The organism is Dactylosporangium thailandense, assembly GCF_059739745.1.
The window spans coordinates 11165522-11191645 of record NZ_AP029195.1 but is presented as its reverse complement, the minus strand read 5'-3'; the positions used below and the strand labels follow the sequence as shown (position 1 = coordinate 11191645).

Genomic DNA, 26124 nt, shown 5'->3' with positions numbered 1-26124 from the left:
GGAGGCACCCCATGGCCGAGAAGGACGAGAAGACCGCTGAGGAGACCCCCGCCAAGGGTGGGAAGAAGAAGCTCATCATGATCGTCGCGATCGCCCTGGTCGCGCTGATCGGCGGCGGCGTGGGCGGCTACATGATGTTCGCGCCGAAGAAGGCCGCGGCCGAGCCGGCCCCGACCCCCGGCGTCGTCTCCGTGCTCGACGCGATCACCATCAACCTCGCCGACGGGCACTACCTCAAGCTCAAGATGACCCTGCAGGCCACCACCGAGGCCGCCGAGGCCCCGGACGGCTCCAAGGCCCTCGACATCGCCATCGAGCAGTTCAGCAACCAGAGCGAGGACGCCCTGCTGACCGCCGACGGCCGCGACAAGGCCAAGAAGGCCCTGGTCGAGAAGGTCGTGAAGGCCTACACGGTGGACAAGAAGAAAGAGGTTATGGACGTCTACTTCACCACGTTTGTGATTCAGTAGCGGGAGGCACCGGCGCGGACCTGGAGGTTTCGGAGGAAACCTTCAGGTCCGTTTCGGCCGTTTTACGTCAACCTGCACCCGAAAAGACCGATGGTAAGAGAGTGACGCAGTCAACGTCCGCGACCGGGAGTGGTCGCACGCCGGGCAAGATGCACCGGCGTGGGTCCAAGAGTTCCGGGCCCGAGCCGTATGACTTCCGCCGCCCGACCAAGCTCTCCCGGGAGCACATCCGGACGCTCCAGATCGCCTACGAGACCTTCGCCCGCCAGTACGCCACGCTGCTGACCACGAGCCTGCGCGCCGTGTCGTCGATCAGCCTGATCTCCATCGAACAGCTCACCTACGACGAGTACATCTCGAGCCTGTCGAGCCCGACGGTCGTCGCGATGTTCTCCATCGACCCCCTGCCCGGCACCGCCATCCTGGAGTTCTCCCTGAGCACGGCCATGGCCTGCATCGACCACATGCTGGGCGGCCCCGGCGGCCCCCAGCCACAGCGTCCGCTGAGCGACATCGAGATGCCGTTGCTGCACGGCCTCATCGATCGCACGCTCGGCGAGCTGCGGTATGCCTTCGAGGGCATCGTGGCGCTGCGGCCGCAGATGACGACGATCGAGTACAACCCCCAGTTCGCCCAGGCCGGAGCCGCCTCCGACGCCGTGATCGTGTCGTCGTTCGAGATGCGCGTGGGCAGCGAGGAGTGCATGGCCACGATCTGCCTGCCGTTCGGGTCGATCTTCCCGAAGCTGCAGGGCGAGCGGGGCGACACGGTGCTGACCGACGCGCAGCGGGCGGCCCGCGAGGCCGCGTACCGTAATGTCGTCGCCGGCCTGGAGGGCGCGCCGATCGAGGTCTCCGTGCGGTTCCAGCCGGTGCGGATGCACCCCGCGGACCTGGTCGGGCTGCAGCCCGGCGACGTGGTCCCGCTGGCGCACTCGACGTCGACCCCGCTCGCCGTGGTCACCGCGGACATCACGTTCGCCTACGCCGTGCCCGGCGCGCAGGGCAACCGCATGGCCTGCCTGGTGGTGCCGAGCCCCCAGCCGGGGCAGCGCCCCACCCACCGGCCCGCCGGACAACTCGGCATGAACCGCGCTGAGGAGACCAGCCGATGACGATCGGTACCAACGAGGCCACGCTGGCCCGTGCCGAGGCGGCCGCTCAGGCCGCGGTGGCACTGCTGCCCGCCAGCTCCCCGCTCTCCGTCGGCGTGCCGACGCAGAACGCGGACGACCTCGCCATCACCGGCCAGGCGGTCCGGGCCCGCTTCGCCGGGGCGGCGCAGGGCGAGGTCGCGATCGTCGTCACGCAGGACCTCGTCGAGGCGCTCGCCAACTCGCCCATGGGCAGCCTGGACCTGAGCCAGGCGGTGCGCCCGGCCCTGGAGGCGGCCGCGGCCGTCCTCGGGCCCGTCGTGGTCGACCCGGGCGAGCTGCTGCAGCCGGCGCAGGCCCTCGCGGAGCTCGTCGCCGCCGGCGGCGTCCTGGTCCCGCTGGAGGCCGGTGAGCTCGGGGTCCAGGCCGTCGTCGGGCTCTCGGTCGCGGCGGAGGTACTGGGCGCCGACGGCGGCGACGCCGGGGCGGCGGACCGTTCGGAGCGGGCCCGCGGCGGCCCGCCCGCGTTCGACCTGCTGCACGACGTCGAGATGGAGGTCACGGCCGAGCTCGGGCGGACCCGGATGAGCGTGCGCGAGCTGCTCTCCCTGGCCCCCGGCGCGGTGATCGAGCTCGACCGCGCCGCCGGCGGCCCGGCCGACCTGCTCGTCAACGGCCGGCTCATCGCCCGCGGCGAGGTGGTCGTGATCGACGAGAACTTCGGCATCCGGATCACCGAGATCGTCGGCCCGAGCGACCGGGCCTAGGACGGCAGCGACCACGATGGAACTCGTACTGCGCGTACTCTGCTCACTCACCGTAGTGTTCGCGATACTCTGGGCGCTGATGCGGATCGCCCGACGCCCGCTCGGCGGCCGCAGTGGAGGAGCCGTCACCGTGGTGGCACGCCAGCAGCTCAGCCGCGGCTCGTCCGTCGCGGTCGTCAAGGTCGCCGACCGGGCCCTCGTGCTCGGCGTCAGCGACGCGGGCGTCTCGCTGCTCGCCGACGCGGACGCCGCGCTCTTCCCGGAGCCACAGCCCGTCGAGAACCCGCTCGCCCCGGCGCTCAAGCTGATCCGCAAGAGCGCCTCGTGAAGCGTTTGGCTGCTGTCGTACTGCTGATGCTCGCGCTGTTCGTCCTGGCGTCCCCGGGCATCGCGGAGGCGGTCCCGACCCCGAAGCCGCCCGCCCCGCCGAGCGCCCCAGCGATCGACGGCAACCCCGACGGCAGCGTGAACATCGACGTCAACGGGGTCAAACCGAGTCAGTCGATCACCATCCTGGTCGCCCTGACACTGCTGTCGGTCGCGCCGGCCCTCCTGCTCACGATGACCTCGTTCACGAAGGTCTTCGTCGTGCTGAGCATCACCCGCAACGCCATGGGCCTGAGCAACGTGCCGCCCAACCAGGTCATCGCCGGGCTGGCCCTGTTCATCAGCCTGTTCATCATGTCGCCGGTGCTCTCCGACGTGAACAAGGAGGGCGTGCAGCCCTACCTGCACGGCGAGAAGACCCAGTCCGTGGCGTTCAAGGAGGGCTCGGAGCCGCTGCGGAACTTCATGCTCAAGCAGACCCGCAAGGACGAGATCGCGCTCTTCACCAAGATCGCCGATCGGCCCGCCCCGAAGAACAAGGACGACGTGCCGCTGACGACGCTCATTCCCGCCTTCGTGCTCTCCGAGCTGCGGGCCGCGTTCATCATCGGCTTCGTCATCTACATCCCGTTCCTGGTGATCGACATGGTGGTCTCGGCCGCCCTGATGTCCCTGGGCATGATGATGCTGCCCCCGGTCACGATCGCCCTGCCCTTCAAACTGCTGCTGTTCGTGCTGGTCAACGGGTGGGGGCTGATCCTCACCGCGCTGGTGGCGAGCTATCGCGGCTGATTGCCGAGGTTCCACATGACCGATACGAAGATCATCGAACTGGCCCTGCAGGCGATGACGATCGCCGCCAAGCTCGGCGGACCCATCCTGCTCACCTCGCTCGTCGTCGGCTTCGCGGTGTCGCTGTTCCAGTCCGTCACCCAGATCCAGGAGAGCACGCTGAGCTTCGTGCCGAAGGCGGCCGCGATCGGCGCCGCCCTGGTGATCGCCGGCAACTGGATGCTGCACGAGATGGTGGCATACACCGAGCAGCTCTACGCCTCGATCCCCGCGCTGATCAATGGCGCTTGACCTCTCGCTGAGCACGGTCATCGCGATCCTGCTGGCCTCGATCCGGGCGGGCGTGTGGCTGGCCCTGTGCCCGCCGTTCAGCAACAAGGGCACCCCGACGACGGTGAAGGGCCTGCTCTCCATCGCGATCGCGCTGCCGCTCGCCCCGAAGCTGGCCACCCAGGTGCCGTCGGAGATGTCCACGGCCTTCCTGGTCAGCAACGCGATCGAGCAGGCCGCGGTGGGGGCCGCGATCGCCTTCCTGACCATGCTGATCTTCGCCGCGACGCAGATCGCGGGCAACCTCATCGACCTGGTCGGCGGGTTCACGCTGGCGTTCGCGATGGACCCGTTCTCCCTGCAGGGCAACGCGGTCTTCGGCCGGTTCTACGGGCTCATCACGATGGCCATCATGTACGCCACCGACGCCCACCAGCTGATCCTGCGCGGGTTCGCGGCGTCGTACACCGCGATCCCGCTCAACGGCACGATGTCGATGACCCACTTCACCCGGCTGGTGACCACGGGCGCCGGGCAGATGTTCCTGGCCGGCCTGCAGATCGCGGCGCCCCTGATCGCCATCATGCTCGCCGTGGACGTCGCGCTCGGTCTGCTGACCCGGGCCGCCCCGGCGCTGAACCCGTTCTCGTTCGGCTTCCCCGCGAAGATCTTCCTGACCCTGAGCATCGTGGGCACGGCCATGATGCTGCTGCCGAACGCGATGGCCAACCTGACCACCCAGTCGGTCAACCTGCTGCTGCGGCTCTTCAATCCGTAGGGGCCGTGTGCAGGCCCGCCGCCGAGCCCTTCGACTTGAGCATCATGATGAAGGCGAGCACGCGGGCGACGGCGCCGAAGAGCTCGGCCGGGATCTCGTCGCCGACCTCGCACGCGGCGTAGAGCGCGCGGGCGAGCGGGACGTCCTGCACCAGCGGCACCCGGTGCTCCGCGGCCACCTCGCGGATCTTCGCCGCCAGGAGCTCGGCGCCCTTCGCCACGACCTTCGGCGCACCCTTGTCCGGCTCGTACTTGAGCGCCACCGCCACGTGCGTCGGGTTCACCACCACGACGTCGGCCTGGGACACGTCGGCCATCATGCGGCTGCGCGCCATCTGGTGCTGCCGGGCCCGGATCTGGCCCTTCACGTGCGGGTCGCCCTCGGACTTCTTGTGCTCCTCCTTGACCTCTTCCTTGGACATCTTCAGCTGCTTGTTCACCCGGCGGCGGGCCACGAAGTAGTCGGCGAAGGCGAGCACGAGACCGGTCGCGGCGGCGATCTGCACCACGTGCAGGACGGTGCTCGCGACCAGGCCGATGACGGTCTGCAGCGGTACCGTCGTCGCGGACAGCAGCGCGGGCACCAGACTCTTCATCGTGTTGTAGACGACCAGGCCGAGCACGAGCACCTTGGCCAGCGACTTCGCCGACTCCCACACGGCCTGGCCGCCGAAGGTCTTCTTGAGGCCCTTCACCGGGTTGAGGCGCTTGAAGTCCGGCTTGAACAGCTTCGTCGCCGGGCGCAGGCCGCCCTGGGCCGCGGCCGCGAGGATGGCGAACGCGAAGAGCCCGACGGTGATCGGCGCGGCGACGATCAGCATGTCCTTCGCGCCCGACTTCGCCAGCTCCAGCGCCTTGGCCGGCTCGGGGTCGGTGAACGCCTGCGTGCTGCGCTGGAACATCGCCTGGGTGCGGGTCGCGAGCTCGCGGGCCATCATCGGCAGCAGGAAGCTCGCGAGCAGTACCCCGCCCCACGCGCCCAGGTCCGGGGTGCGGGCCCGGGTGCCCTCGCGCCGCGCCTGCCGCTTCTTCTGCTCGGTAGGCTGCTCGGTCTTCTCACCGGCCATCGGCCACTACCCCGCGCTGGTGCCCAGCGCGCCCTCGATGGTCTTCATCGACCAGCCCACCGCGGACAGATAGGCCTGTGCCAGCTCGCTCGAGGAGACCGGGGACGCCGCGAGGGCCTGCTCGTCGGCGAGCTCGTAGGCGCGCACGGTCGCGAGCACCTGGCCGAGCCGGCCGTGCCCGTCGACGAGCGCCTCCACGATCTCCACGGCCAGCGGCAGCCGGTTCGCGATCTCGGCGATCGGCTCGGCGATGAGCTCGGCCACCCCGGCGAGCAGCCCGACGGTGAACGCCGCCTCCCCCGACAGCCCGAGCCGCTCGGCGACCGTCTGGCACAGCCGGGCCCGGGCCATCGTGCTGGACAGCTGCTCCTCGCTGGCCGACTCGGCGACGTCGCTGACGAGCATGAGCGCGGCCCACTGGCGGATCTTCGCCGAGCCCAGCAGCACCACGGCGTCACGCACGGACGAGACCCGGCGCGGCAGCCCGCTCGCGGCCGAGTTCGTCGCGCGCAGCACGCGGTAGGACAGGGCGGGGTCGTTCTGCACGATCGTCACGACCTTGGCGAGGTCGGCGTCCTCGGCGGTCACGGCGCCGAGCAGCTCCAGCCGGCGCAGCCGCGACGGCGAGAGGGCGACGGCGCTGAGCACCTGGGGCCGGCCGACCGCGTAGCCCTGCAGCAGGTCGAAGCCGAACCGCTTGGCGAGCAGGATGTGCTCCTCGGTCTCCAGGCGCTCCGCGACGAGCTTCACCCCGGGGTACCGCCGGCACTGCTCCACCACCTCGGCCAGCTCCTCGGGCTCCCGGATCAGCAGGTCGAGCTTCACGTAGGCGGCCAGCCCCAGCAGCCGCTCGTGCCCGAGGCCGAAGACGAAGTCGTCGAGCGCGATCTCGTAGCCCTGCTCGACGAGGCGGGCCGTGCCCGACAGCACCGGCCCGTCGATCTCGACGGTCTCGAGGATCTCCAGGATCGCGTGGTCGGGGTCGAACGGCAGCGGCAGGTCCCCGACCAGGAACTCCCGCGTCAGGTTGATGAAGCACTTGCGCCCGCCGACGAGCTGCTCCAGCCCGAACTCGGTGAACGCGTTGACGATGACCTGGCTGGTGGCGTAGGAGCTGCGACGGGCGGCCTCGAGGTCCTCGGCGGCGCCGCGGAAGAGCAGCTCGTAACCCACGACGTGCCCGCCCCAGTCGTAGATGGGCTGGCGGCCGATGTGCACGAGCTGGGTGGAGTCGGTGCGGGAGGAGGTTGTTGCGGGCTGCACGCCTCACCGATCGGCACCGGGCGGCGCAACCGAAGGAAAACCCTCAGAAGTACCCGTTCGCCACCGATCAGTAGGACAACGACCAGGCCGGAGAGGAACAGCGGGCGGTGCCGAAGCGGCTTTCGCAGTACGTGGTGCCGATCGGCATCGTGCTGATCATCCTCATGATGGTCGTGCCGCTGCCCTCGTTCATCCTCGACGCGCTGATCGCCGCGAACATCACCCTCGCGCTCGTGATCGTGCTGGTCAGCATGTACGTCAAGCGCGCGCTCGAGTTCTCCTCGTTCCCGTCGCTGCTGCTCATCGCGACGCTGTTCCGGCTGGCCCTGAACATCAGCGCGACCCGGCTGGTGCTCACCAACGGCTTCGCCGGCAACGTGATCGACGCGTTCGGCCACTTCGTCGTCGGCGGCTCGCTCATCGTCGGCCTGGTCATCTTCCTGATCCTGTTCATCATCCAGTTCATCGTCATCACCAAGGGCGCCGAGCGGGTCGCCGAGGTCGGCGCCCGGTTCACCCTCGACGCGATGCCCGGCAAGCAGATGGCGATCGACGCGGACCTCAACGCCGGGCTCATCGACGAGGCGACCGCGCGCAAGCGGCGCACCGAGATCACCTCCGAGGCGAGCTTCTACGGCGCCATGGACGGTGCGTCGAAGTTCGTCAAGGGCGACGCGATCGCGGCCATCATCATCACGCTGGTCAACCTGATCGGCGGCTTCGCGATCGGCATGCTCCAGCGGGGGTTGTCGCCGGCCGACTCGATCTCGACGTACTCGCTGCTGTCCGTCGGCGACGGCCTGGTCTCGCAGATCCCGGCGCTGCTGCTGTCGGTGGCCACCGGCCTCATCGTCACCCGCTCCGCCAACGACGGCGACATGGGCTCGACGGTCAGCAAGCAGCTCAGCCAGCACCGCACCGCGATGCTCATCGCCGGCGGCGCGGCCCTGGCCCTGTGCCTGGTGCCGGGCCTGCCGAAGCTGCCGTTCCTGCTGGCCGGCGGCGGGGTGCTGATCATCGCGCTGCGGCTGCCGAAGAAGGTCGATCCCTCGGCGGAGGAGCAGGCCGAGCTGGCCGCCGCCGAGGCCGAGGCGCCGCCGCCCGACCCGACCGAGGTGCTGCTGGGCGAGATGCGCGTCGACCCGCTCGAGCTCGCCCTGGCCCCCGACCTCGTCGACCTCGTCGAGGCCAGCGGCGGCGACCTGCTGGAGCGGGTGCGCGCGCTGCGCCGCAAGGTCGCCCTGGAGCTGGGCATCGTGATGCCGCCCGTGCGCACGCGCGACGACCTGGATCTGCCGCTGTCGACGTACGCGGTGCGGATCAGCGGCGTCGAGGTCGGCCGCGGCATGGCCCCGCCCGGCACCGTGCTGGCGATCGGCGACGGCCTGGACTTCCTGCCCGGCCGGGCCGGCGTCGAGCCCGTCTTCGGCCTGGCCGGCAAGTGGGTCCCGGCGGAGCTGCGGCACCAGGCCGACCTCACCGGCGCGACGGTCGTCGACCGCGCGTCGGTCATCATCACCCACCTGGCCGAGATCGTCCGCGTGCACGCGAGCCGGCTGCTCGGCCGCGAGGACGTGCGCGCGCTAGCCGAGGTGGTCCGGCGCTCGCACCCGGTCGTCGTGGAGGAGCTCACCCCCGCGGTGCTCAGCCTCGGCCAGGTCCAGCAGGTCCTGCACGGAATGCTCGACGAGGGCGTGCCGATCCGCGACCTGGTGCGCATCTTCGAGGCGCTGTCACTGCAGGCCAAGCAGTCCACCGACCCGGACGCGCTGCTGGAGGCGGCCCGCGCCTCGCTCGGCCCGGCGATCGCGAACCGCTATTCGCAGGACGGCACGCTCACCGCCATCACCCTGGAGCCGAGACTGGAACAGCAATTGCTGGAATCCATGCGCCCCACCGACAGCGGCCTGCAGCTGCTCATCGACACCGGCCGTGCCGAGTCGATCCTGGCCGACCTCACGCGCCTCACCGAACAGGGCGAGGAACGCGGCGTGAGCCCGGTGCTCGTATGTTCGCCACAACTGCGGAACGCATTGCGCCGCCTGGTGCAGATGGCGCTTCCGCGTTTGCCGGTTTTGTCGTACTCAGAGATCACCGGGAGTACGCTGCGAATTGAGACTATTGGGGTGGTGAACGGTGCCTACCCGGTTGCTGCTTGAGGGTCGTGACCTCGAGGAACTGCTCGCGCAGGTGCGCGACGAGCACGGGCCCGACGCTGTCATCATCTCGGCCGAAAAGGTCCGTTCCGGTGGCGTCGGCGGGCTTTTCGGCACGCAAAAATACGAGCTGACCATCGAGGTTCCGGATTCCTCGAAATCCGCGGAATCCGTTTCCGTCCCCGCTGAGACCACTGAATCATCCGCCGCGCCGACGGTCCAGGACGACACGCCGAAACGCCAGATCAGTATCGAGGATCTGGCCGCGATGGCCGATGCGGCGGAGCGGCGCGGGGAAAACCCGACCGCGGCTTCCGCATTCGCGTCATTGCTGGCCGAGGCCCAGGAAAGCGCGGCAACGGTACGGCCCGATCGCCCGGCGACCGCCGCCGACGCCCTCAACCGTCTGCTGGCCGCGGAACATTCGGGCCCGAAGGACCCCGCGCCCGAGCCTGCGGCGCCGTCGGTGCGCCCCTTTCGGCCCGGGGCCGAGCAGCCGGTCGCGAAGCTCGGCCTGCGGCCGCCTCCGCCTCCGGCCGCCGCTCAGGCCAACACCAAGGCTGCTCAGGCTGCTCAGGCCGCCCAGGCCACCCAGGCTGCTCAGGCCGCCCAGGCCGCTCAAGCCGCTCAAGCCACGGCTCAGCCCGGCGCGCCGGCCTCCGCGTCCGCCGCGCTAGCGTCCGCCGCGTCCGCCGCGCCGTCCACGGCTCCTGCGAAGTCGGCTGCGGTCAAGGCCGCGACTCCTCCGGCCGCCGCCGAGAAGTCGCACGCGAAGGCCGCCTCGCCCGCGGCCAAGGCGCCCACCACACCGGCTCCGCCCACGGCACCGACTCCGGCCGCGACCGTCAAGCCGCCCGAAGCCAAGCGGCCCGAGGTCAATCCGCCGGTGAAGGCCGCCGCTCCCCCGCCCGCCACGCCGGCCGCGCCACCCGCCGGCTGGACCCCCGCGACGCCGCCGAGCATCCGCCCGGCCTCGCCGCCCGCTTCCGCTTCCGCGCCGCCCGCCTCGTCCGCGCCACCCGCCTCGTCCGCGCCGCACGCTTCGTCCGCGCCGCACGCTTCGTCCGCGCCGCACGCTTCGTCCGCGCCGCCTGCTTCCGCGCCGCCCGCAGGCTTCGCGCCCGCGTCCGCGCCCTCCGCGGCTGCGGCGTCCGGGGCTGTCTCGGCGCCGCCGTTCGCGCCCGCGGCCGAGACGCCGGCCGCCGTGCCGCCACCGCCCGCCCGGCCCGATGTGCCGCCACCGCCCGCCCGGCCCGATGCGCTGGCGGCCGCGCGGTTCGAACTGCCGGTTCCCCCGGCCATCGACGTGGACTGGAGCCAGCTCGAGCGGCTCGACGCCTGGGCCGAGGCCGAGCACTGGGGCACGCGGGCCGCGGACCCGCCGTCCTGGCTCCGGGACCGCACCGAACGCCCCGCGGCCGCGGCGAGTCTGTCCGCCGCCGCGTGGGGCCGGGCGACGGCGGGCTGGGGCCCTCCGCCGCCGGCGGGTTCACCGATGCCGACCGGGGACGCGCTGCGCAGCGCGTCCGGGCGGCCGACCGGCCGGGGCACGCGGTACGCCCCGCCACACGAGCCGTCCGCGCCGTCGCGCTTCGGTCGCGACACGCCGGCACGGTTCGGCCACGGGCGGACCGGCCCACAACCGCCGCCGGCCCGCGCAGCGTCGCCCGGGCTTCTGGGCGGCGCCTTCCCGCGGGGCCCGGTGCCCCCGCCGCCGGCCCGCACAACGTCGCCCGGGCTCCTAGGTGACGACTTCCCGTGGGGCCGGGTGCCCCCGCCGCCGGCGTGGACCGGCGGGGCGCGGCCCACCGGGCCGCCCGGACCGCTCGGCTTGCCGCACGGGCACGCCGATGCCGCAGCAGATGGACCTACCCGTTCCGAGCCGGCCCAGTTCCGGCCGACCGATTCCCGGCAGGAGTCCCGAATGCCTGTTGAAGCGACCGCCACGGTGGAGAAGCCGCGCACGCCGCCCGCAAGCGAGCGGCTCGGCGCCTACGCCCAGGCCTCCGCGGCCGCCGAGGCCGCCATGGCCGAGAAGGCCGACCGTCCGAACGGCGCCGGCGCGAGCGAGCTGGCGCACAAGCTGGAGTCGCTGGGGGTGCCGACGGACATCTCCGTCCGCGCGGCCGCCGGCGACACCTACGGCGCGATCGTCGAGGCCTTCACCGCGCTGCCCGTCGCCGACCCCGCGCCGGACGCGCCGGGCGAGACGCTGATCGTGGTGGGCGAGTCGACCCACGCGATGGAGGTGGCCCGGTTCGTGGCCGAGGCCCAGCGCCTCGACGCCGAGCACATCCTCTTCGCCGGGCGCAACGCGGCCGCGGCCGGGATCGACGCCAAGCGGCGCATCACCGGCGCGCACGACGCCCGCCTGTGGGCCAAGAAGCTGCGCAAGTCCGACGCGGCGAGCGTGGTCGCGGTCGAGGCGGCGCTGGACGAGGCGGGCTGGGCCGCGTCGATCGTCGAGGCCGTGCGCCCGGTCGCGGTGTGGGTCGTCGTCGACGCCAGCCGCAAGACCTCCGACGTCGCGCACCACCTGCAGGGCCTGCGCCGCGTCGACGCGATCTGCCTGCGCGGCACCGGCTCCAGCGGCGACCCGGCGAGCCCGCTGTCCCTGCGGGTGCCGGTGGCCCTGCTGGACGGCCGCCCGTCGACCCCGTTCCAGTGGGCCGCGATGCTCTGCGAGCGGCTGAGCCTGGTGGGAGGCTGAGGTGCTGGGCATGGCGCGGTACTCGACGCTGCTCCTGGCGTTGCTGATCGCGTCGCCGGCCCTCTACGCCGGCTTCGTCACCCACCAGCTCGACATGAAGACCGCGCTGCTGCGCCTGCTCATCGCGGTGCCGGTGGCCGCCATCATGCTGGCCGTGTTCCGCATGATCACACGAGGGTACGGTCAGAAGCCCGAGCCACCCGCCCGCCCCGACGCCACCACGGGCGACGCGACGGCGCCCGGCACCGACGAACCGCTACGCGCCGAGGCGGTCGCGGGCGAACCGTTCCCGCAACGCCGCTCGGAGGACAACACCTAGCCCAGGCCCGACGCCACCACGGGACGATACGACCACGGGCCACGCGACCGCGACCGCGACCGACGCCACCGCGGGCCACGCCACCGCGGGCCACGCCACCGCGGGCCACGCCGCCCGGGCCACGCGACCGCGCCGGGCACCGACGAGCCGCTACGCGCCGAGGCGTCTTGCGGGCGGGTCGCTGCGCGCGCCAAGCCGGTCGCGGGTGGGGCGGTCGCGGGTGAGGCGCTGCGCGCCGAGGCGGTCGCGGGCGAGCCGTTCCCGCAACGCCGCTCGGAGGACAACTCCCAGACCGGGCCCGGCCTAGATGTCGGTGACCTGTCGCTGCCGCAGCCCGTACCGGCTCGCGACCGGGTTCCACACGCCCAGGAACCGGGTCTTGGCATCGGTGGCGTTCTTGGACTGGTTCTGGGCCTCCTGGTAGTCGGACTCCCCACCGCCGCCGCACCCGCTGGCTTGCTGCGCCTGCCCCCACGGCACGTAGCTGCGGTCCGCCGCGAGCGAGAACCCGAGCGACTCCTTGAGCATCGCGCGCACCTGCTCGCCCTCGGGGATCGCCGCCAGGTCGAACCGGGTGACGCTGTCGATCTGGGACTGCCGCTCGGTGCCGACCGTCTGCATGTCCGCGATCGCCTTGTCGAACAGCGTGCACTTGCCCACGAGGTCGATCGCGGCGTTGAGCTTCGTACGGCTGGCCACGCTCGCGTCAAGCAGCGCGTCGACCGCCGCCGCCTGCGCCTTGGGATCGCCGCCGCCGGTCGTCTGCGCCGCCGAGGTCGGCCCCGGCCCCGGCCCGGTCGTGGTGGGCCCCGGCACCGGCGCGCCCGACGAGGATGACGCGGCCGCCGAGCCGCCCGGGCCGCCGGTGAGCTTCACGACGGCGATGACGGTGCTGGCGATGACGAGCACGACGACGATGACGGTGAGCGGCAGCAGCACGCGGCCGCGGTTGGGCTTGAGCGGTTGGTAGTACCCCGGCTGCGGCGACCCGGAGACGGGCGTGACCGAGATCGGCGTCGGGGAGACCGGCATGCCCGAGTAGGGCGCGCCGGACACGGGCGGCACCTGGGGATACCCGCCCGCCGGGTACTGCGGCGGCGGCTGCTGCGGATAGGCCCCCGGCGCGGGCTGACCCAGGCCGCCCGCATACGGCGCCGGCGGCGGCGCGAACTGCCCGGCGGGTGGCGGCGCGAACTGCGCCGCAGGTGGCGGGAACTGGGCGGGCGGCGGCGCGAACTGCTGGGCCGGCGGCGGCGCGAACTGGGCCGGCGGCGGCATCGCGCCCTGGTCGGAGATCGGATGCACGTCATAGGCGACGGGTGATCCGGGGTATGCGCCCGCCGCGGGCGTCAACGCCGTTCCGCACTGCGCGCACTGGGTCGCGGCGGGGTCGTTGCCCGGAAAGTAGCAAGTTGGGCAGGGCATGCCGCGAGCGTAGTCAACCGCGACAATCACCGTGAACCCCCGTGCGTCCTCCGTCGGCGGCGATTCGACGCATCGGGGCGGACGGACGGCCGGGGTCGTTCCGCCAAGCCGCCACCCGGCCGCTCCCCCGGGTCTGTGGCACGCTCGTGCCCATGGATACCGGCGGCGATCGCTTCGACGTGGCCGTGGTCGGCGCGGGCCCCGCGGGCGCGGCGGCGGCCCTGGCCGCGCGGCGGGCCGGCGCGACCGTCCTGCTGCTGGACAAGGCGGCGTTCCCCCGGGACAAGCCCTGCGGCGACGGGATCGCCCCGCACGCCCTGGACGTGCTGGCCGGTCTGGGCGTCTCCCCGCTGTCGCCGGAGTTCGCCCCCGTCCCGGCGCTGCGGCTGCGCGGCCCGGGCGGCGGTGAGGTGGCCCGGCCGCACGCGCGCCCGGCGTACACGATTCCCCGGACGGTCTTCGACCACCGCCTGGCCGAGGCCGCCCGGCAGTCCGGCGCGACCCTGGTCGAGCACACCGTCCGGCGGATCGAGGACCGCGGCGACCACGCCGTGCTCGACGGCGAGATCCGGGCGGGCGCCGTGGTGGGCGCGGACGGCGCCTACTCCCTGGTCCGCAGGGCGCTGGGGTTCGCACCGAACGGCCCCGGCCACCTGGCCCTGGCCATCCGCGGCTACGCCCACGCCCCCGACCTGCCGGCCGAGCAGCGCATCGTCACCACGGAGTCGGGCTGGCCCGCCTATGCCTGGGCGTTCCCGATCGGCGACGGCCGGGCGAACATCGGCTACGGCGAGGTCCTCCGCGACGGCCCGCTCACCCGTCGCCGCCTCCTCGACCGCCTGGCCGAGCTGCTGCCCGACGTCGACACCGCGGCCGCCACGAACCTGCGCGCCCACCACCTGCCCCTGTCCACGCACCGCCCGCCCCCGGCCGGCGGCCGCCTCCTGCTGGCCGGGGACGCGCTGTCGCTCATCAACCCGTTCACCGGCGAGGGCATCTTCTACGCGGTGCTCTCCGGCGCCCTGGCCGGCGCGGCCGCGGCCCACGGGGACGACCCGGCGGGCCGTTACCGCCGGGCCCTGCGCGACCGGCTCGGCCCGCACCTGCGCCACTCGCGGGTGGCCGCGGCGCTGAGCCAGCGCCGGTGGGTCGTCGACGCGGCCGTCCGCGCCGCCGGACGCGACCAGCGGGTCTTCGACGCCCTGATCGAGCTCGGCCTCGGCGACGGCCGCCTGGCCCCGCACACCCTGACAGCGATCGCCCGCGCCATCCCGGCCCGCGGACACTGAGCACCGCCACCCGCGCCATCCCGGCCCGCCGACACTGAACACCGCCACTGAACACGACGGTCCGCGACATCCGCCGCGTGGTGCAACGCATCGATACAAGCGACATTTCGCCTGTCGGGGTATAAATCCGATATGTCGTGGCACGAAGTGCCCGACATATCGACCCCTCAGGGCAGCCGCCCCGGGCACTTGCGCAGGCCGAGGACCAGGGTGGGGGTTCGCAGGACGGTCAGGCGGCGGCCGGGAGGTTGTCCACCATGGCCGCCAGCGTGCGCACCGTGACCACATAGGACTCGTCCGCCACGCCGGTCATGCTCACCCCGCGAATCCGGCCCACAGCCGAAGCGATCTCGGCCCGGGCCTCCTCCCCCGCCGGAGTCACAGTCCCGTCCGCGAGCGTCCAGCCACGAGCCGTCAGGTCCGCCACGACATCCGCGTACGAGCGCGCCCCCGCATCCCAGAACGGCGCGTCCGGGCCGAGGCCGTTCAGCACCTGCCAGTCGCGCCGCGTGGCGCCCGAGGACGACAGGGCCGCCGCGAACGCCAGTTCCAGGCGGCGGTCCAGCTCGCGCAGCCAGTACCCGATCGGACGCTCCTCCGGTCGCATGGGACACTCCCCCCAACAGTATGCCGATAGAATGTAGATAATAAAGATTATGCATAACGGCGACGCGGACGACAAGGTGCTCAAGGCCATCGAGGCGGCCATGGTCGACATTCGGCGGCGGCAGACCCGGCGGGCCCTGGCCCGCAGCGAGCCGGAGGCCGATCCGGCGCTCTTCGACGTCGTGGACGCGGTCGAGGACGGCGAGGCGCGCGGCGCGCCGGTCACGGTGACGGACATCGCAGCCGCGCTCGACGTCGCCCAGCCGCGGGCCAGCAAGCTCGTCGCCGCCGCGGTCGAGGCCGGGCTGATCAGGCGCGAGGCGGACCAGAAGGACGGCCGGCGGGCCCTGCTCGCACTCACCGTGGCCGGCCGCGAACTCTGCGAACGCGTCCACGAGGTGCGGCGGAGACGGTTCGCGGCGGCCACCCGGGACTGGTCAAAGATCGACCGGGCCGCATTCGCGCAGCTCCTGACGCGGTTCGTCGACGGGCTCACGGAAACGGAGCCAGAACGACACTGAGCGTCGATTCAACGTGGGGCCGCGGTGCAGTAATCTTCGCCGGGGGTGATGGAGTGGCGCGCTCGGACGGCCAAAGCGATGCCGCCATCGATCCTGCGCTGTCGCAGCTCGCCCGGCAGTGGCTCGCCGCGGTGCGGCAGACCAGCTACCTCGACCTGAGCGCCGAGGCCCTGCAGCGGTTCTTCGAGCGCCAGACCGTACAGCTGACGGATGCCCTCGACACCGGGGACGCGGCGGCCGCCGAGGAGGTCGGGGCCGCCCTGATCCAGATCGGCCTCAACAGCCCGGAGGCCCTGCAGCGCTCGATCGGCGTGCTGACCCCCACGGCGACGGGCGACGTGATCGGCGGGTTCGCGGCCGGGTTCGCGCGGGCGCAGCGGCAGAAGATCCTCGACGACCAGGAGCGCATCCGGCGGGCGTGGACCCGCGCGCTCACCGACGCCGAGCACAGTCTCCAGCGCGAGCTGCACCACCAGGCCCACCACGATCCGCTCACCGGGCTGCCCAACCGCGTGCTCCTCTACGGCCACCTCGCCGAGGCGCTGCGCGACGCCGAGGAGGGCGCCCGGATCGGGGTGTGCTTCCTCGACCTCGACGAGTTCAAGACCATCAACGACACGCTCGGGCACGGCTACGGCGACGAGCTCCTGGTCGCCCTGGCCGACCGGCTGCGGGGCTGCGTCAACGCGGCCGGGCACTTCGTGGCGCGGGTCGGCGGCGACGAGTTCGTCGTCGTGGCGCGCGACACCAAGGGCCCCGACGAGCTGACCGAGCTGGCCGAGGCGATGCTCGCGGCGCTGGCCAAGCCGGTGCGGCTCGACGGCCACGAGCTCGCGGTCTCGGCGAGCATCGGCATCGTCGAGCAGGCCGCGCGCGGGGCGGATCCGGAGGAGCTGCTGCGGGCCGCCGACGCGACGCTCTATCTCGCCAAGGCCGACGGCCGGGCCCGCTACGCCGTCTTCGACGAGCAGCGCAACGCCCAGCAGCTGCTGCGCTACGGGCTGACCGGAAGACTCTCGGGCGCCCTGGACCGCGGCGAGTTCGAGCTGGTCTACCAGCCGCTGGTGGGCCTGGCCGACAACCGGCTGCACGGCGCCGAGGCCCTGCTGCGCTGGCGGCACCCCGAGCTCGGCACGGTCTCGCCCAACACGTTCATCCCGGTCGCCGAGCAGTCCGGCATGATCCTGCCGCTGGGCCGGTGGGTGCTGCGCGAGTCGTGCCTGGCCGCGGCCGCGTGGCAGCGCAGCCACCCCGGGCACCCGCTGCTGATCAGCGTCAACGTCTCGCCCCGGCAGTGCTCCGACCCGCGGCTGCTCGACGACGTGCGCGCGGCGCTGGCCGAGTCCGGGCTGGACCCGGCCAACCTGCAGCTGGAGCTGACCGAGACGGTGCTCATGCAGGAGACCGGGCGGCCGGTGCAGACCCTGCGGCAGCTGGCCGACCTCGGCGTGCGGATCGTCATCGACGACTTCGGGATCGGCTACTCCAACCTCGCCTACCTGCGGCACCTGCCGGTGCACGGGCTCAAGCTGGCCGGCGCGTTCATGGCCGGCATCCGCAAGCTGGAGAGCGACCACGTCGACGAGCAGATCGTCGAGACCGTCATCCGCCTCGCGCACACGCTGCAGATGACGGTCACCGCCGAAGGGATCGAGACCGCGGACCAGGCCGCCCGGCTGGCCGCGCTCGGCTGCGATCTCGGCCAGGGCTGGCACTTCGGCCGGCCGGTCGAGCCCGCCCGGATCCCGCTCGGCGCGACCACCGGCGCGCTGCCGAAGGGCTGACCGACGGCCCGGGGCGACCAGTCCCAGAAGGCCAGGGCGGCCGACCGCGGACCCGAGCCGTGAACGGCCGCTCCTACACGTTCTGCCGCCGCAGCCTGATCCAGCGGTACCCGTAGGGCCCGAGCGACAGTTCGGAGAGGTCGCCCACCTCCGGGTACGCCTTGTCGCCGAACACCTCGTTGGGGTGGTTGGTCTCGGGGAAGAGCTCGTGCAGGTCCAGCACGGCGTCCTCGGTGCCGAGGTTGTGCAGGAAGAGCATCGAGCCGGTGGGCCCGTCGGCCCGGTGCGCCAGCACGCCCGGCGGCAGCGTCCGGTCGATGACCGAGCACGTGCCGTTGCCGACCTCCGGGCTCTCCCGCAGCGTCCGGATCATGCGCTCGAACCAGGCGAGCAGGGACTGGTCGTCCTCGCGCTGGGCGGTCACATTGATCTTCTGGTACGAGTACTCGCCCTTGCTGATCACCGGCCGGACGGGCTCGGCCGCCGAGAACCCGGCGTTCTTGGCGAAGGACCACTGCATCGGGGTGCGGATGGCGTAGCGGCCCTCCTGCGACAGGTCCTCCCCCATGCCGATCTCCTCGCCGTAGCGCAGCACGGGCGTGCCGCGCATGCTGAACTGCAGCGAGTACGCGAGCTCGATGCGCGCCCGGTCGCCGCCCAGCATCGGGGCGAGCCGGCGGCGGATGCCGCGGTCGTAGAGCTTCATGTCCGGGTCGGGGCCGAACTCGGCGAAGACGTCCTCGCGCTGGTCGGCGGTGAGCCGGGACAGGTCGATCTCGTCGTGGTTGCGCAGGAACGTGGCCCAGTGCCCGCCCGGCGGCAGGTGCGGCGTGGAGCGCAGCCACTCGATGACCGGCTCGGGGTTCTGCCGGGCCAGGGCGAGCACCAGCCGCCCGTTGAGCATGAAGTCGAAGAGCATGTGGATGCGGTTGCCGGTGCCGCCGGCGTCACCGAAGTACTGCGGAAGCTTCTCCGGCTCGACGTTCGCCTCGGCCAGCAGCATCGCGTCGCCGCGGCGCCACTGCACGTGGGAGCGCAGCTCCGAGAGGTAGTCGAAGTCCAGCGGGCTCTCCGGGTCGCCGGGCTCGGTGAGCTCGATGATGAACGGCACAGCGTCCATGCGGAACCCGGCCACGCCGAGCTGGATCCAGAACGCGAGGATCTTCTTGATCTCGGAGCGGACCTGCGGGTTGCTGAAGTTCAGGTCGGGCTGGAAGTCGTAGAAGCGGTGGTAGTACCAGGCGCGCGCCCTGCGGTGGTACGTCCACGTCTCGGACTGCTCGCCGGGGAACACCATGCCCTGGTAGCGGTCGCTGGGCTCCTTGGCCGACCAGACGTACCAGTCGTGGTAGGGCGAGTCCGGGGAGGAGATCGCGGACTGGAACCACGGGTGCTCGTCGGAGGTGTGGTTCACCACCAGGTCGATCATGACCTTGATGCCGCGGTTCGCGGCCTGGTGCAGCAGCTCGGCGAAGTCGCCGAGGGTGCCCAGCCGGGGATCGACGTTGTAGAAGTCGGTGACGTCGTAGCCGTCGTCCTTGCCGGGCGTCGGATGGATCGGGCTGAGCCACAGGCAGTTGACTCCGAGCCTGGTCAGATAGTCCAGCCGGCCGATGAGACCCTGAAAGTCGCCGATGCCGTCGCCGTTGGAGTCCTGGAACGTCTCGACGTCCAGGCAATAGATGACACTCTCGGTGTACCACCGCTCGCCCATGGATGAACGGGTAACCGAATCGGGCTCACCTCAAACGCGCGCTTGCATGTGTGAGCCCCCGACCGCGAGGATGGCTCCCGGGGGGCTGATGGTCGACTTCGCTGGCGCGTTACGAGATGCAATCCAGGCACGAGGCCTGGGGCTGGAACGCATCCAGGAGCGTTTGCGCGCCGAGGGCTACTCGGTCAGCCTGGCCACGCTCAGTTACTGGCAGACCGGGCGCAGCCGGCCGGAGCGGCGCGAGTCGCTCGCGGCGCTGGCCGAGCTCGAGAAGATCCTCGAGGTCGAGCCGGGCTCGCTGGCCGCCCTGGTGGGCCCTCCGCGCCCGCGCGGCCGGCACCTGCACAAGAGCCCCGACACCGTGGAGCTGGGCGCGTTCTGGTCCGAGCGGGACCTCATCGTCGACCTGGCCCAGGGCATCGAGACCCGCTGGGACGAGCGGCTGACCCGGCTCAGCCAGCACGACCGGGTCAACGTCGGCCCGGATCGCGGCGAGGTCTCGTTCCTGGTGCGGCAGGTGCTGCGGGCCGAGGCCGACGGGCCGGACCGCTGGGTCGCGATCATTCGCCTCGACGTGCCGGGCAACCCGCTGCCACTGCTGACGCCTGTGCGCAACTGCCGGCTCGGCCGGGTCGTGGAGCACCCCGAGAGCGGTCTGCTCCTGGCCGAGCTGCTGTTCGACCGCCCGCTCGCCAAGGGCGAGACGGTGATCACTGAGCACGCGCTGCACAATTATCCGCCGTTTCCGCTGGCGACTCAGTACGAGCGCAAGTTCCGCCTGCCGGTGCGCGAATACGTGGTCGAGGTGTGTTTCGACCCGGCCGCGTTACCGCGCGCGATATATCAGTTCCAGCAGATGGACGGGCAGGACGAACAGGTCGTTTCGATGGAGGTCGACACGGGCCACTCGGTCCACGCGATCGCCCTCGACTACGGCCCCGGGCGCTACGGTCTGCGCTGGGACTGGGAGTAGTACGCGCTGGTCACAGAATCTTGGATGGCATTTTCCACAACACCTTTGGTGTGATCGAAGAACAACGGGGCGCCGGTGTGGCCAGCGCCCCGCCTCTGTTCCCGGAATAACCCGGCGTCACCATCGGAACGGCTGGGATGTCGCCGCGACGGTCGGGGTGGAACGCATGTGCCGCCTCCACAAGGAAGTCTCTTTCCTTGCCACAGAACCTATTGGGCGGCCCCGCGGGCCATCAAGATTGTGGATCGTCTTAACAGTTAACGCTCTGGGGTCAGGTCGGCATTAACAGTTAAGTTAGCGTTTGAAGCACGAAAAAAGCCGGACGGTCGCACCCGCCAACTTGTGCGACCGCCCGGCGTCTGAGTCCCCGTGCGGGTGGAGCTGGATCGGTCCTAGGCCAGCCGCAGCCAGGCGGAGGCGTCGGCGGGCAGCGTGCCGTCGGGGTTGAGCGGGACGCTGCTGAGCAGCACCTCGCGGTGCGGCGGCAGGGTGGCGGGCTCCGCGCCCAGGTTGGTCACGTTGGCGAAGTCCTCGCCGCGGGCGAACGCGAGCACCTGTGGGCCGGACTCGAGCCACCGCATGGGCCCGTCGCCGAGCGAGGGCTCCTCGCGGCGCAGGCGGAGGGCGTCGCAGTACAGCCGCAGGAACGAGCCCGGCACGCCCTGCTGGGCGGCGACCGAGAGCTCGGACCAGTGGGCCGGCTGCGGCAGCCACGGCGCACCCGTCGCGTCGGACGGGCTGAAGCCGAACGGGGCGGAGGTCCCCGACCAGGGCAGCGGCACGCGGCAGCCGTCCCGGCCGGGGTTCACACCCCCGGAGCGGTGGAACATGGGGTCCTCGCGCAGGGCGTCGTCGAGGTCCTCGACCTCCTCCAGGCCGAGCTCCTCGCCCTGGTAGAGGTAGTAGGCGCCGGGCAGCGACATGGTCAGCAGCGCGGCCGCCCGGGCGCGGCGGGTGCCCAGCGCCAGGTCGGACGGCACGTCGCGGCGCTTGTCGGCGAAGGCGAAGTTGGTCACCTCGCGGCCGAAGCGGGTCACCTCGCGGGTCACGTCGTGGTTGCTCAGCACCCAGGTGGCGGGCGCGGCGACCGGGGCGTGCACCGCGATCGTCATGTCGATCTCGCGGCGCAGTTCCACGGCCTCCCACGGGGCGCCCAGGAACGCGAAGTTGAACGCGGTGTGCAGCTCGTCGGGGCGCAGGTAGCGGGCGAACGCCTCGTGGTCGGGCAGCCAGACCTCGCCGATGAGGGCCCGGGGCGGGGTGTACGTGTCGGCGATGCGCCGCCACGACTGGTACACCTCGTGGATGCCCTCGTTGTCCTCGTACACGTCGCTGACGAGCGGGTCCTTGATGAGCACGGCGGCCGAGTCGATGCGAATGCCGTCGATGCCGCGGTCGAGCCAGAACCGCAGGATGTCCTCGAACTCCTCGCGCACCGCCGGGTGGTCCCAGTTGAAGTCGGGCTGCTCGGAGGCGAACAGGTGCAGGTACCACTCGCCGTCGGCGACCCGGGTCCAGGCCGGGCCGCCGAAGATGGACTGCAGGTCGGTCGGCGGGAGCTCGCCGTGCTCGCCGCGGCCCTTGCGGAACCAGAACAGGTCCCGCTCGGGCGAGCCGGGCTCGGCCGCGAGCGCCCGCTGGAACCAGGCGTGCTGGTCCGAGCAGTGGTTCGGGACGATGTCGCAGATCACCCGGATGCCGGCGGCGTGCGCCTCCTCGATGAGCTTCTCGGCCTCGGCGAGCGTGCCGAAGATCGGGTCGATGGCCCGGAAGTCGGCAACGTCGTAGCCGCCGTCGGCCAGCGGCGAGGGGTACCACGGCACGATCCAGATCGCTTCGATGCCCAGGCCGGCCAGGTACGGCAGGCGCGAACGCAGGCCCGCCAGGTCGCCGACGCCGTCGCCGTTGCCGTCGGCGAAGCTTCGCAAGTACACCTGGTAGATAGCGGCGCTGCGCCACCAAGCCTGGTGGTGTTGGTCGGCCACGTGGAACCTGCTTTCTCGGAACTCGAAGTGCCTGGACACAACAGGTGGATCTGGTAGGCGAGGACCGTGCGGTCAGCCCTTGACGGCTCCGCCCAATCCGGCGCTCGAGAGGAACATGCGCTGGAAGATCAGGAAGAACACGACGGGGATGAGCGTCGAGATCGCCAGGGCCGCGAGGAACACGCCCAGGTCGGTCTGGGACGCGATCGCGGGCAGGCGCACCGACAGCGGCTGCAGGTTCGGGTCCTTGAGCACGAGCATCGGCCAGAGGAAGTCCTTCCAGCTCGCGATGGCCGCGAAGACCGACACGACGCCGAGGATCGGCTTCGACATCGGCAGGACGACCGACCAGAACAGCCGGAACGAGCTGGCCCCGTCGACCCTGGCCGCCTCGAACACCTCGCGCGGCAGGCTGTCGAAGAACCGGGTCACGAGCACCACGTTGAACGCGCTCGCGCCGGCCGGCAGCCAGACGGCGAAGAAGTTGTTGATGAGCGACATGCCGACGCCCGGCGGGTTGAGGATCGTGAGGTACAGCGGCACCAGCAGCACGACGGTCGGGACGAACAGGGTCGCGATCACCAGGCCGTTGACGATCTTGGCCCAGGCCGGGCGGAGCACGGAGAGCATGAAGCCGCCCGTGGTCGCGACGAGCAGCTGCACGAACCAGGAGCCGGCCGCGAGCCAGATCGTGTTGAGGAAGTAGTGGCTGATCTTGACGTCGTTCCACGCCTCGGAGATGTTCGCCCAGCGCATGCCGTGCGGGAAGATCGCCAGCGGCGTGCGGATGATGTCCTGCGTGGGCGTGATCGCGAACTTGGCCAGCAGCAGCACCGGCCCGATGCCGACGACGAGGAGCAACACCAGCAGAATCGTATGCAGCGTCTTCATGACCACGCTGACCCGCGGGTTGCGCCAGTCCTGCTCGGAGACGAAGCCGCGGCTGCCCTCGAACTGCGATGCCTTGCGCTTGCGGGCCGGGCGGGCCGCCTTGGCCACGTCCACCGGCGTCGCGACGGGCCCGGCGCCCGGCCGCTGCCGGGCGGGGTCGATGACAGCCATGGTGCTCCGCTTTCCCTCGGGACCGGTCACGACTTGCTCCAGCCGGACGTGAGCTTGAAGTACACCAGCGACAGGATCGCCAGGAAGCCCGCGAGCATGACGGACAGGGCCGTCGCGGCGCCGTAGTTCGCGCCCAGGGAGCTGCCGAACGCGTAGTTGTAGATCATGAGCAGGACGGTCACCGTCGCGTTCGCGGGACCGCCGCCGGTGAATAGGTACGGCTCCAGGAACACCTGCACGGTGCCGATGATCTGCAGGATGAAGGTGATGAGCAGCACGCCGCGCAGCTGCGGCATGGTCACGTGCCACACCTTGCGCCAGATGCCGGCCCCGTCGACCTCGGCGGCGTCGTAGAGCTCGTCCGGCACGCCGATGAGCGCGGCCAGGTAGATGATGACGGTCCCGCCGGCCGCGGCCCACGTCGCCTCGACGACCAGCGAGGGCATGGCCAGACCGGGGCTGGAGAGCCAGGCGTACGGGCCGAGGCCGACCCAGCCGAGCAGCGTGTTGAACACGCCGTCCTTCGCACCGTCGTAGAAGAACCGCCACAGCAGCACGGCCACGACCGGGGGCACCACCACCGGCAGGTAGGCGAGCACCGAGTACAGGCCCTTGCGCTTGCGGACCGAGCTGATGAGCACCGCCGCCACGAGCGGGATCGGGAAGCCGATCACCAGGGCGAGCAGCGCGAAGTAGAACGTGTTGCCGATCGCGGTAGGCAGGTCCGGATCGGTGAGCACGTAGTGGAAGTTCTTCCAGCCGACCCAGGTCGGGGTCCCGACGAGATTGGTCTTCTGGAAGCTCATGATGACCGACCGCACGATCGGCCACCACGAGAAGACGCCGAAGATGATCAGCAGCGGCAGCCCGAACAGGACCGAGCTCAGCCCGCCCCGCTGCACCCACGTCACCGGGTTGCGCCGGCGAACCCGGCCGCCCCGGGCGCCCCGGCCGTCCCCGGCGAAGTCCGAGGTACTCACGACAACATCACTCCTCGTCCTGGTGTTCAGGGACATGCCGATGTGAGTGCCCGATGTGGGCCGCCGGACTCCCGGCGGCCCACACCGTGCGGGTCATCGCGGCGAGGATCAGCCGGCCGCGTCGATGGCGCGCTGCGCCTTCGCGTTGGCGTCGGTGAGGAGCTGGTCGATGTTGGCGTCCTTGTTGGTCAGGACGGCCTGCACGACCGTGTCGAGCGACTTGTAGACGTCCTGGGTGGCGACGGCCGGCTCGTTGACGAGCTTGGCGTCGTAGACCTTGGCGGTGAAGGTGGTCATCTGGTCCAGCGGGACGTTCACCAGCGGCTTGATCCAGCCCTGGTACTGCTCGTACTGCTGCTGCGTGAAGATCGGCAGCTCCGGGGTGCCCACCGGCTGCTTGCTGGTGGCCTGGATCTGCGCGGCCTTGGTCGCGGCGTCCTGGTTGGTGTACTTACGCAGGTAGTGGAAGTCGATCCACTTGATGGCCGCGGCCTTGTCGTTGTTCGTGGCCTTGCTGGACACGGCGGCCATGGTGCCACCACCGAGCACGCCGGAGTCGCCGCCCGCGAGCGGGATCATCGTGAGGCCGTACGTCTTCGGGTCGATGTTGTTCGCCTGCACCAGGCTCGTGTAGACGTCCTGGCCCGAGGTGTACATGCCGATCTTGCCGGCGGCGAAGGCCTGGTTGATGCTCGACCAGTCGTAGTCGAAGTTCGCGCCCATGGAGTTGTCGGTCCAGCGCAGGTCCTTGAGGAACTGCAGCGAGGCCTTGGTCTGCTCGTTGGTGAGCGTGGCCTTCTTGCCGTCCTCCATGCGCCCGCCGCGGGCGTAGGTGTCGACCGTCAGCTGCCAGCCGCCCGTGCCGTCCTTGGCCATCTGCGCGAAGCCGGCGTTGCCGGTCTTCTCGGCGATCGCCTTGGCGTCGGCGCGGACCTCGTCCCATGTGGTCGGCGGCTTGTTGGGGTCGAGGCCGGCCTTGGTGAACAGGTCACGGTTGTAGTGCAGGCCGACCGCGTAGATGCTCTTCGCCGGGATGGCGTAGACGTGGCTGTCGGAGCCTTGGCCGTACTGCAGCAGGTTCTTGTTGAAGTTCGCCGCGTACGACAGCGAGTTCAGGTACGCCTGCATGTCGGCGATCTGCTGGTTCGCGATCAGCGTCTTCGCGTCGGTGAAGGGGATCTCGAACACGGTCGGCAGCGTGCCACCGGCGAGGTCGGCCGCGAACGTGGTGGCCTTCCACTCGTAGTCGTGGGTCTTGACCGTGATGTTCGGGAATTCCTTCTGGAAGTCGGTGACCTCCTGCGCGAGCGCCTGCTGGGCCTCGGGCTTGGCGCCGGGGAGCAGACCAACGACGTTGAGCGTGACCTTGGTGTTCGGGTCCAGCGTGGTCGAACCCTGGTCGCCGCTCGCGTTGTCGCTCGAGGAGCACGCGACGAGCGTGCTGCTGAGCGCGAGCGCGCCCGCGATGGCCAAGGCCACCGTGGTGCGTGAGTACTTCATCATCCGCTCCTTGTTGGGGGGTGTCGTCCGGCGAGTCGGCGTTGAGGGCCGTGCGGGCGGGGGGCGTCCTACCTGGACCGCTCCGCACGAGTGCGCTGCCTGACGTCGGCTGCCGTGGGTGCTTCAAGCGCGTTACTGCTCGGTTTCCATCGCATCGCGTCAGGGTTTCCGCCTGGCGTAGGCAAGAGATTAGGCTCACGCCGCACAAGAAGTCCATGGCCCGTTGCAAAATTTTAATCATCTCCGGGCAGCCGTTTGCACGGGCGCGCTCCC

24 protein-coding genes are annotated in these 26124 nt (G+C 71.2%); 14 read left to right on the top strand and 10 right to left on the bottom strand.

Features of this window, described 5'->3' with window-relative positions:
- Positions 1-11 precede the first annotated feature (11 nt).
- The 7 genes from AC6JBM_RS50195 to AC6JBM_RS50165 all read left to right on the top strand — a co-directional run bounded on the left by AC6JBM_RS50195 (position 12) and on the right by AC6JBM_RS50165 (position 4498).
- The gene (locus AC6JBM_RS50195; RefSeq protein ID WP_497980598.1) at positions 12-470 is read left to right on the top strand and encodes a flagellar basal body-associated FliL family protein; all 459 of its coding nucleotides are present in this window, start codon (positions 12-14) and stop codon (positions 468-470) included.
- 149 nt (positions 471-619) lie between these two features.
- Positions 620-1585: a flagellar motor switch protein FliM gene (locus tag AC6JBM_RS50190; RefSeq protein WP_497980597.1), complete on the top strand. Its 966-nt coding sequence runs from the start codon at positions 620-622 to the stop codon at positions 1583-1585.
- Positions 1582-2331: a flagellar motor switch protein FliN gene (fliN, locus tag AC6JBM_RS50185; RefSeq protein WP_497980596.1), complete on the top strand. Its 750-nt coding sequence runs from the start codon at positions 1582-1584 to the stop codon at positions 2329-2331. The genes AC6JBM_RS50190 and fliN overlap by 4 nt, the downstream gene beginning before the upstream one ends.
- A 79-nt stretch (positions 2332-2410) precedes the next feature.
- Entirely contained in the window at positions 2411-2659 is a 249-nt protein-coding gene (locus AC6JBM_RS50180; protein WP_350619631.1) for a flagellar biosynthetic protein FliO, read from the top strand.
- Positions 2656-3450, top strand: coding sequence for a flagellar type III secretion system pore protein FliP (gene fliP, locus AC6JBM_RS50175; protein ID WP_350619629.1), 795 nt, complete (start codon positions 2656-2658; stop codon positions 3448-3450). The genes AC6JBM_RS50180 and fliP overlap by 4 nt, the downstream gene beginning before the upstream one ends.
- Before the next feature lie 15 nt (positions 3451-3465).
- Complete coding sequence (locus tag AC6JBM_RS50170; RefSeq protein ID WP_350619627.1) at positions 3466-3741, top strand: flagellar biosynthetic protein FliQ; 276 nt, start codon at positions 3466-3468, stop codon at positions 3739-3741.
- Positions 3731-4498, top strand: coding sequence for a flagellar biosynthetic protein FliR (locus tag AC6JBM_RS50165; protein WP_497980595.1), 768 nt, complete (start codon positions 3731-3733; stop codon positions 4496-4498). The genes AC6JBM_RS50170 and AC6JBM_RS50165 overlap by 11 nt, the downstream gene beginning before the upstream one ends.
- On the opposite strand, the gene AC6JBM_RS50160 is transcribed toward AC6JBM_RS50165, so the two are convergent.
- Together AC6JBM_RS50160 and AC6JBM_RS50155 are read right to left on the bottom strand one after the other, a co-directional pair.
- A complete protein-coding gene (locus AC6JBM_RS50160) occupies positions 4488-5564 on the bottom strand; it encodes an EscU/YscU/HrcU family type III secretion system export apparatus switch protein (RefSeq protein WP_497980594.1) in 1077 nt (358 codons plus the stop codon). The genes AC6JBM_RS50165 and AC6JBM_RS50160 overlap by 11 nt on opposite strands.
- 6 nt (positions 5565-5570) lie before the next feature.
- Positions 5571-6827 (bottom strand): EAL and HDOD domain-containing protein, encoded by a 1257-nt coding sequence (locus tag AC6JBM_RS50155; protein WP_497980593.1) that lies wholly within the window; start codon positions 6825-6827, stop codon positions 5571-5573.
- Between the two features lie 107 nt (positions 6828-6934).
- Between AC6JBM_RS50155 and flhA the strand changes: the two genes are divergently transcribed.
- On the top strand, positions 6935-8986 hold the full coding sequence (gene flhA / locus AC6JBM_RS50150) for a flagellar biosynthesis protein FlhA (protein ID WP_497980592.1): 2052 nt from the start codon (positions 6935-6937) through the stop codon (positions 8984-8986).
- 636 nt (positions 8987-9622) lie between these two features.
- On the opposite strand, the gene AC6JBM_RS50145 is transcribed toward flhA, so the two are convergent.
- Positions 9623-10285, bottom strand: a complete 663-nt coding sequence (locus AC6JBM_RS50145; RefSeq protein WP_497980591.1) for a hypothetical protein — start codon at positions 10283-10285, stop codon at positions 9623-9625.
- A 622-nt stretch (positions 10286-10907) separates the two neighbouring features.
- Between AC6JBM_RS50145 and AC6JBM_RS50140 the strand changes: the two genes are divergently transcribed.
- Both AC6JBM_RS50140 and AC6JBM_RS50135 read left to right on the top strand, forming a co-directional pair.
- Complete coding sequence (locus AC6JBM_RS50140) at positions 10908-11693, top strand: hypothetical protein (protein ID WP_497980590.1); 786 nt, start codon at positions 10908-10910, stop codon at positions 11691-11693.
- 10 nt (positions 11694-11703) lie between these two features.
- A complete protein-coding gene (locus AC6JBM_RS50135; protein WP_497980589.1) occupies positions 11704-12012 on the top strand; it encodes a hypothetical protein in 309 nt (102 codons plus the stop codon).
- A gap of 303 nt (positions 12013-12315) precedes the next feature.
- Here AC6JBM_RS50135 and AC6JBM_RS50130 read toward each other — a convergent pair whose 3' ends face one another.
- Positions 12316-13437 (bottom strand): hypothetical protein, encoded by a 1122-nt coding sequence (locus AC6JBM_RS50130; protein WP_497980588.1) that lies wholly within the window; start codon positions 13435-13437, stop codon positions 12316-12318.
- Between the two features lie 152 nt (positions 13438-13589).
- On the opposite strand from AC6JBM_RS50130, the gene AC6JBM_RS50125 reads away from it, so the two are divergent.
- Positions 13590-14726: an NAD(P)/FAD-dependent oxidoreductase gene (locus AC6JBM_RS50125; protein ID WP_497980587.1), complete on the top strand. Its 1137-nt coding sequence runs from the start codon at positions 13590-13592 to the stop codon at positions 14724-14726.
- A 229-nt stretch (positions 14727-14955) separates the two neighbouring features.
- Here AC6JBM_RS50125 and AC6JBM_RS50120 read toward each other — a convergent pair whose 3' ends face one another.
- Entirely contained in the window at positions 14956-15333 is a 378-nt protein-coding gene (locus tag AC6JBM_RS50120; RefSeq protein ID WP_497980586.1) for a hypothetical protein, read from the bottom strand.
- Positions 15334-15382: 49 nt separating this feature from the next.
- Here AC6JBM_RS50120 and AC6JBM_RS50115 point away from each other — a divergent pair, with 49 nt between their 5' ends.
- Together AC6JBM_RS50115 and AC6JBM_RS50110 are read left to right on the top strand one after the other, a co-directional pair.
- A complete protein-coding gene (locus AC6JBM_RS50115) occupies positions 15383-15853 on the top strand; it encodes a MarR family winged helix-turn-helix transcriptional regulator (RefSeq protein WP_497980585.1) in 471 nt (156 codons plus the stop codon).
- Positions 15854-15906: 53 nt separating this feature from the next.
- Positions 15907-17637 carry a putative bifunctional diguanylate cyclase/phosphodiesterase gene (locus tag AC6JBM_RS50110; protein WP_497980584.1) on the top strand — a complete coding sequence of 577 codons (1731 nt, stop codon included), beginning with the start codon at positions 15907-15909 and terminating at the stop codon, positions 17635-17637.
- Between the two features lie 73 nt (positions 17638-17710).
- Here AC6JBM_RS50110 and AC6JBM_RS50105 read toward each other — a convergent pair whose 3' ends face one another.
- Complete coding sequence (locus AC6JBM_RS50105; RefSeq protein ID WP_497980583.1) at positions 17711-19351, bottom strand: alpha-amylase family protein; 1641 nt, start codon at positions 19349-19351, stop codon at positions 17711-17713.
- A gap of 88 nt (positions 19352-19439) precedes the next feature.
- On the opposite strand from AC6JBM_RS50105, the gene AC6JBM_RS50100 reads away from it, so the two are divergent.
- Complete coding sequence (locus AC6JBM_RS50100; protein WP_350619598.1) at positions 19440-20324, top strand: hypothetical protein; 885 nt, start codon at positions 19440-19442, stop codon at positions 20322-20324.
- 392 nt (positions 20325-20716) lie between these two features.
- Here the strand turns inward: AC6JBM_RS50100 and AC6JBM_RS50095 are convergent, their stop codons facing one another.
- The 4 genes from AC6JBM_RS50095 to AC6JBM_RS50080 form a co-directional block, all read right to left on the bottom strand.
- On the bottom strand, positions 20717-22309 hold the full coding sequence (locus AC6JBM_RS50095; RefSeq protein WP_497980582.1) for a glycoside hydrolase family 13 protein: 1593 nt from the start codon (positions 22307-22309) through the stop codon (positions 20717-20719).
- 72 nt (positions 22310-22381) lie between these two features.
- Positions 22382-23371, bottom strand: coding sequence for a carbohydrate ABC transporter permease (locus AC6JBM_RS50090; protein WP_497980581.1), 990 nt, complete (start codon positions 23369-23371; stop codon positions 22382-22384).
- Between the two features lie 26 nt (positions 23372-23397).
- Positions 23398-24351 carry a carbohydrate ABC transporter permease gene (locus tag AC6JBM_RS50085; RefSeq protein ID WP_497980580.1) on the bottom strand — a complete coding sequence of 318 codons (954 nt, stop codon included), beginning with the start codon at positions 24349-24351 and terminating at the stop codon, positions 23398-23400.
- A 108-nt stretch (positions 24352-24459) separates the two neighbouring features.
- Positions 24460-25851 (bottom strand): ABC transporter substrate-binding protein, encoded by a 1392-nt coding sequence (locus tag AC6JBM_RS50080; RefSeq protein ID WP_497980579.1) that lies wholly within the window; start codon positions 25849-25851, stop codon positions 24460-24462.
- Positions 25852-26124: the final 273 nt, after the last annotated feature.

Excerpts from the sequence above, each read along its gene's own strand:
- AC6JBM_RS50180 (WP_350619631.1), top strand. The coding sequence starts at position 2,411 with ATGCGGATCGCCCGACGCCCGCTCGGCGGCCGCAGTGGAGGAGCCGTC.
- AC6JBM_RS50125 (WP_497980587.1), top strand. The coding sequence starts at position 13,590 with ATGGATACCGGCGGCGATCGCTTCGACGTGGCCGTGGTCGGCGCGGGC.
- fliN (WP_497980596.1), top strand. The coding sequence starts at position 1,582 with ATGACGATCGGTACCAACGAGGCCACGCTGGCCCGTGCCGAGGCGGCC.
- AC6JBM_RS50080 (WP_497980579.1), bottom strand. The coding sequence starts at position 25,851 with ATGAAGTACTCACGCACCACGGTGGCCTTGGCCATCGCGGGCGCGCTC.
- AC6JBM_RS50165 (WP_497980595.1), top strand. The coding sequence starts at position 3,731 with ATGGCGCTTGACCTCTCGCTGAGCACGGTCATCGCGATCCTGCTGGCC.
- AC6JBM_RS50135 (WP_497980589.1), top strand. The coding sequence starts at position 11,704 with ATGGCGCGGTACTCGACGCTGCTCCTGGCGTTGCTGATCGCGTCGCCG.
- AC6JBM_RS50190 (WP_497980597.1), top strand. The coding sequence starts at position 620 with ATGCACCGGCGTGGGTCCAAGAGTTCCGGGCCCGAGCCGTATGACTTC.
- AC6JBM_RS50120 (WP_497980586.1), bottom strand. The coding sequence starts at position 15,333 with ATGCGACCGGAGGAGCGTCCGATCGGGTACTGGCTGCGCGAGCTGGAC.
- AC6JBM_RS50090 (WP_497980581.1), bottom strand. The coding sequence starts at position 23,371 with ATGGCTGTCATCGACCCCGCCCGGCAGCGGCCGGGCGCCGGGCCCGTC.
- AC6JBM_RS50140 (WP_497980590.1), top strand. The coding sequence starts at position 10,908 with ATGCCTGTTGAAGCGACCGCCACGGTGGAGAAGCCGCGCACGCCGCCC.
- AC6JBM_RS50145 (WP_497980591.1), bottom strand. The coding sequence starts at position 10,285 with ATGGCCGGGGGAACCGGCAGTTCGAACCGCGCGGCCGCCAGCGCATCG.
- AC6JBM_RS50170 (WP_350619627.1), top strand. The coding sequence starts at position 3,466 with ATGACCGATACGAAGATCATCGAACTGGCCCTGCAGGCGATGACGATC.
- AC6JBM_RS50160 (WP_497980594.1), bottom strand. The coding sequence starts at position 5,564 with ATGGCCGGTGAGAAGACCGAGCAGCCTACCGAGCAGAAGAAGCGGCAG.
- AC6JBM_RS50115 (WP_497980585.1), top strand. The coding sequence starts at position 15,383 with ATGCATAACGGCGACGCGGACGACAAGGTGCTCAAGGCCATCGAGGCG.
- AC6JBM_RS50100 (WP_350619598.1), top strand. The coding sequence starts at position 19,440 with ATGGTCGACTTCGCTGGCGCGTTACGAGATGCAATCCAGGCACGAGGC.
- AC6JBM_RS50130 (WP_497980588.1), bottom strand. The coding sequence starts at position 13,437 with ATGCCCTGCCCAACTTGCTACTTTCCGGGCAACGACCCCGCCGCGACC.
- AC6JBM_RS50105 (WP_497980583.1), bottom strand. The coding sequence starts at position 19,351 with ATGGGCGAGCGGTGGTACACCGAGAGTGTCATCTATTGCCTGGACGTC.
- AC6JBM_RS50195 (WP_497980598.1), top strand. The coding sequence starts at position 12 with ATGGCCGAGAAGGACGAGAAGACCGCTGAGGAGACCCCCGCCAAGGGT.